This window comes from Dyella sp., assembly GCF_035508675.1.
Taxonomy (GTDB): domain Bacteria; phylum Pseudomonadota; class Gammaproteobacteria; order Xanthomonadales; family Rhodanobacteraceae; genus Dyella_B.
In genome coordinates this window covers 1-5,281 of the sequence record NZ_DATJMN010000121.1, presented here as the reverse complement: position 1 = coordinate 5,281, position 5,281 = coordinate 1, and the positions used below count along the sequence as shown (strand labels likewise).

Here is a 5,281-nt window from a genome sequence, read left to right as displayed (position 1 = left end):
ATAGCGGCGGTCGCCGGTGCGTTGCATGTAGTCGCCGATGGTCTGCAGGGCGACGGCCGAGTTCCACCAGCTGGAAGGAAACCAGGCCTTGTCGGGATCGTAGGAACTCATCAGGACGTCCGCCGCCACCCGCGCGCGGGCGACGGCCGTGGGCCCGTCGGTGTGCGGATGGGCCGGGTATGTTGCTGCGGCTGACGAAGGGAAGACGACGGCCATGGCCGTCAGGCTGGCAACCGCCAGCAGGGTCTGAACGCGTTTGCGTATGGCTGCGAGATGCATGATCGAAAGCGCTCCTCTCGGATGCCCACGAAGAGGATGGGGCGACGATTTCCCCACCTGTCCATGGCCGGATCGTGGGCGGTCATCCGGCCTGGAAACCTGTACGCGTGAAGCCGTCTAGACGGCTATATCCCCGCACATCGGCACAGGCTCCCCCTTGCAGGGCGGAATCCGCCCCGCATGCCCGAACTGCTCGTCCTGCATCCGCACCATGACCCTGCGCGCGGCAAAAGCATCTCACCCATGCCGCGTAGTGCTTTCCACGGCATGCCAAAAAAACCGCTATTTGTATCGATCTAAATTTACAATCCAAAAAAAGGCGATGACGTGTTGGCCCGGTATCCGGCTGCCCAGCGATCAATGCCTGCGCGCAACTGTAATCCGCTTGGCGGCGCGATGCTCGTTGCATTGCAAAAGGAACGCTTTCCCTCAATGCTCCGAACTTAAGATCACGCGCGATCCCGTGTAGGTTGGCGGTGAGGCCACGCCGAACCCCAACATCGCCATCGGCATGGCAACGTTGGGGTTCGCATACGCTCACCACCCACCTACGCGCGGCGAGGATGACGATCGGGCTACGACATTTGTCTGACAATTAGCCATGCTAGCGAGCGGCAGTGCCTATCGCTGCTCAAGACAAAACAAGAAGGGAAGGGCGGATGACAAACAACTTCAAGCTACGTGACGCGGTCGCCTGGATGAGCATGCTCGTGGCGATGGGCCTTGCATCCACGGCGATGGCGGCGCCGGATCAAGCCTCAGTGTGGAATGGCAGCGTGGCGCCGCTGGCCACACCGTGGACCGCCGAGGTATCGCCCAGCAATGCGTTGCCCGAATACCCGCGCCCGCAACTGGCGCGCCCATCGCTGGAACATCCGCAATGGCTGAGCCTCAACGGGCTGTGGCAGTACGCGCCCAGTGACGGGCAGGGTGCGCCGCCGTTTGGTCACACGCTGAAAGACCGCGTGCTGGTGCCGTATCCGATCGAATCGGTGCTCTCGGGCGTGCAAAAGCACGCGGACTTCATGTTCTACCGCCGGCTGGTGAACATTCCGCCGGCTTTCACCGCGCACGGCCAGCATGTGCGCTTGAATTTCGGCGCGGTGGATTGCGACGCAACGGTGTACGTCAACGGTACGCGAGTGGCGCAGCATTCGGGTGGCTATACGTCCTTCAGTGCAGACATTACCTCGGCGCTTCGCCCACAGGGGCCGCAGGAGATCATCGTTGCCGTGCATGCGCCGGTGGACAGTGCCAACGTGATGGTCGGCAAGCAGCGGCTGAAACCTGAAGGCATTTTCTACACGGCGGCCTCGGGCATTTGGCAATCGGTGTGGCTGGAGCCTGTGCCGGCCACCAGCCTGGCGCAACTAGTGTTCACACCGGCGCGCAGCCTGGACGCCTTCACCGTTACATCCAGATTGCACGGCTCTAGCGCGAATGCCACGCTGCATGTCACCGCCTACGCAGATGGCAAGGCGGTGGGCGAAGCGAGCGGACCGGCTGGCCAGCCACTGCATCTGGTTATCGCACAACCGCATCCGTGGAGTCCGCAGGATCCGTTCCTGTACAGCTTCACGGCCACGCTCACGCAAGGCGATCAACGCGATGAAGTGACCAGTTACGCCGGCTTGCGCACCATCGCAGTGGAGAAAGTGGGTGGACGCAACCGCATTGTGTTGAACGGCAAGCCGACCTTCCTATTGGCTACGCTGGACCAGGGCTACTGGCCCGACGGCATCTACACCGCGCCCACCGATGCGGCGCTGAAGTTCGACATACAGAAGACCAAGGACCTGGGCTTCAACACCATCCGCAAGCACATCAAGGTGGAGCCGGCGCGCTGGTATTACTGGGCCGACCGCATCGGCCTGATGGTATGGCAGGACATGCCGGCCATGCCGACCGACCGCAACGACAAGCTCAGCGACGCCGACAAGGCCAACTTCCGCGCGAACGTCTCAGCCATCGTCGAACAGCTCAAGGGCGAAACCTCGATCATCGGCTGGATTCCGTTCAACGAAGGCTGGGGCCAATGGAGCATTCCGGCCGCCGCCGAACTGGCCGCGCAGATCAAGCAACTCGATCCTTCGCGCCTGGTCGACGCACGCAGCGGTGCCAACTGCTGCGACACCAAGGGCGACCCGCATGCCGGCGATGTCTACGACGTGCATGACTACCAAGGCCCCGGCTTGCCCAGCCCGGATGCGCAGCGCGCCGCCATCGATGGCGAACACGGCGGCCTGACCTTGAACATACCCGGCCACATGTGGCCGAACACGCCGATCAACCCGTACGGCGCAGTGAAAGATCGCGCCGCGCTCACCGCCGGCTACGTCGCCAATACCGCCGTGCTGCGCGACAAAGGCGTCCCGAAAGGGATGTCCGGCAGCGTGTACACGCAGATCACCGATGTCGAGGGCGAGCACAATGGCTTTTTCACTTACGACCGCAAGGTTGAAAAGATGGACGAAGCGAAGGTGCGCGCGATCAATGAGGCGGTGATACGCGCAGGCGCGCAGCCCTGAGACCTGCGCGTAGCCCGGCTGTTTACACGATCCGCACCTGATTGACGTTGTTCTTCGGATCCATCCAGAACGCTTCGTTCGCGAAGCGTCCAAAGATCTCGCGCGGCAGGATGGGCTGGCGTTCGATCGCCTCCACTTTCGGCCGGACGGAATGCAGGCCGGGCATGCCGACGCGTGCGTCGAACTCGTCGGCGTTGTATTCGATGTGGTCGAAGTCGTGCTCGAACCAAGGCTCGCCGAGGAATTGATACACCGCGCGCATGGCCGTGGCCGGATCGCGTACCAGGGTTTCGTAGGTCAGCATCAGCAGGTGGTTTTGCGCATGCTGGCCGTAAAACGCATCTTTGGTGGCCTGGTAGGCGAAGCCCACCATGCCGCGCGGATCGGTCAACGCCTCTACGCGCGAGTACACGGTGGTGTTGGTGTCGAAGCGGAACACCTTGCTGACGCTCACCGGCTGTTTGCGCACCAATCGCTCCATGCTGTCCAGTACCCATGCCAGCTGGCGCACGCACGCGATGACCTTTACCCCCGGAAACAGCGTGTCGAGCAAGGGCATCCGGCTGCACCACAGCCGGCTGGTGTCGAACACCACCTCGGCACCAGCCTCGACCGCGTAGAAATTCTCGACCAATCCGCGCAACAGCGCGACCCGCTGCGCGTCGGAGACGTCGAACGAAAAATCGTTCTTGCTGCTCGCTTCGGCCATCACCACGCCCATGATGTCCGCCAGCGGGCTGGTCATGCCGGCGCGAAAGCGCGGGTTCTGGTTGAGGATGGCGGCCAGCAGGGTGGTGCCGGCGCGCGGCAGCCCGGAGATGAAATGGAATTTCCGCGGCGTGGCGGGCATGTGGGCAGTCTCCTCTCGATCAGGGCGCGGGCGCGGTCGATGCGCGCATGCGCATTTCGTAGCCGACTTCGACCATGCGGGCTTCTCCCTTGCCCAGCACGCGAAGCAGCAGTTCCTCGGTGGCGAGCTCGCCCATTTCGCGCACGGGCTGGTGGACGGTGGTCAGCGGCGGCCACACCTGTGTGGCGATGGTGGTGTCGTCGAAGCCGCAAATGGATATTTCTTCCGGCACCGACACGCCGGCTTCCGCGGCGGCCCAGATGGCGCCGACGGCCATGTCGTCGTCGGCCGCGAAAATGGCGGTTGGCCGCTGCTTCAGCGCAAGCAATCGGCGCGCTGCGGCTACGCCGGACTCGAAAGAAAAACGGCCTTGTACCATGTACGCAGGGTTTTCCTTCAACCCCGCGCGCTTCAATCCGTCGCGGTAGCCGGCGAGGCGCCAGATGCCGGCGCCGTGCTTGGGATCGCCAATGATGTGGGCGATGCGGCGGTGGCCCAGCGATACAAGGTGCGCCACCATCGCCGCGGCAGCTTCGCGTTCGCGTAGCATCACGCCGATGCAGCCCTTGGGTTGGCGCGGGGCGATCGAGGCAAACGGAAGCTCGCTCTTGCGCAGGTGATTGAGCAGTTTTAGATGGTCGGTGATGGGGGGCGTAAGGATCAGCCCATCGGGCTGGTGCCGCGAGAGGATGCCTTCGACGCGTTCGACGAAGTCCGGCGCCGTCGAGACCAACGGCTGCACCATCATGCTGTATTGCCTCGCCTCGCACGCTTCCAGCACGCCTGCCTGCACTTCCATGATGTAGCTCGGCGACAAGTTGTCGTAGAGCAGGCCGATCATGAAAGAGCGGTTCGTCGCCAGGCTGCGCGCCGAGGTGAGCGGCCGATAGTTGAGTTTCGCCACCGCGGCCAGCACGCGTTCCCGTACCGAGTCGCGTACGTTCGGCTCGTTGTTGAGCACGCGCGATACGGTCTTTTTCGAGGTGTCTGACGCGCGGGCGACGTCGTTGATGGTCACGCGTGACATGGAAGCCTTTGCGTCTTCAATGATCGGTTCCCTGCGTGGCAGTGGCCGGAACGCTTTGAGTCGGAACGTTCCATCCACTCACCTCGACGACGGGTACAGCCGTTTCCTGCGATGCATAGCGCGCGGTCAACACCACCGACTCACCGGGCCAAAGCGTGACGTCATTGTCATTCCACCGTATCGGCAGCGCAAGGTCGCCGTGCGTACCACGTCTGATCGACACGTGCTGGAACAGCGCCGCGGCCTTGGACGATGCGGGCACCGACAAGGTGACCGTAGTGACGTCATCGTTGCCTTCGCGCCGCGTGCTTGCGCGGACGTTGCTCGTCGCAGCCGGCAAGGACGTGAGCGCGGTCAGGTCCGCGTACTGCGTAAGCGGGGTGAGGTACCAGTTCGAATGCGCCCAATCGAGCACGTCCGGTCGCGTGGACAGCCAGTAGACATTGCGGCTGACCGGCTTGCCATCAGCAGCGGTGAGATCGAGTTCGATGAAGTAAACAGAGGACAGGCCGGCGATGGCCGGCAGCGTTGCCAGTGGCTGTGTGTGGTTCCCTGCGAGGTCGATGTTCTGTAGGTGCTTCTCGTAACGCACGCTAC

3 protein-coding genes and 2 pseudogenes are annotated in these 5,281 nt (G+C 63.2%); 1 reads left to right on the top strand and 4 read right to left on the bottom strand.

What is annotated here, in order from left to right:
- Positions 1-279 (bottom strand): annotated as a pseudogene (locus VMA74_RS06965) (hypothetical protein); the annotation flags it as partial.
- A gap of 659 nt (positions 280-938) precedes the next feature.
- Here VMA74_RS06965 and VMA74_RS06960 point away from each other — a divergent pair.
- Positions 939-2,807: a glycoside hydrolase family 2 protein gene (locus tag VMA74_RS06960; RefSeq protein ID WP_325365911.1), complete on the top strand. Its 1,869-nt coding sequence runs from the start codon at positions 939-941 to the stop codon at positions 2,805-2,807.
- A 22-nt stretch (positions 2,808-2,829) separates the two neighbouring features.
- Here the strand turns inward: VMA74_RS06960 and VMA74_RS06955 are convergent, their stop codons facing one another.
- The 3 genes and pseudogenes from VMA74_RS06955 to VMA74_RS06945 all read right to left on the bottom strand — a co-directional run.
- Positions 2,830-3,657, bottom strand: coding sequence for a sulfotransferase (locus VMA74_RS06955; RefSeq protein WP_325365910.1), 828 nt, complete (start codon positions 3,655-3,657; stop codon positions 2,830-2,832).
- Positions 3,658-3,676: 19 nt separating this feature from the next.
- Positions 3,677-4,684: a LacI family DNA-binding transcriptional regulator gene (locus VMA74_RS06950; protein WP_325365909.1), complete on the bottom strand. Its 1,008-nt coding sequence runs from the start codon at positions 4,682-4,684 to the stop codon at positions 3,677-3,679.
- Between the two features lie 16 nt (positions 4,685-4,700).
- Positions 4,701-5,281 (bottom strand): annotated as a pseudogene (locus VMA74_RS06945) (glycoside hydrolase family 2); the annotation flags it as partial.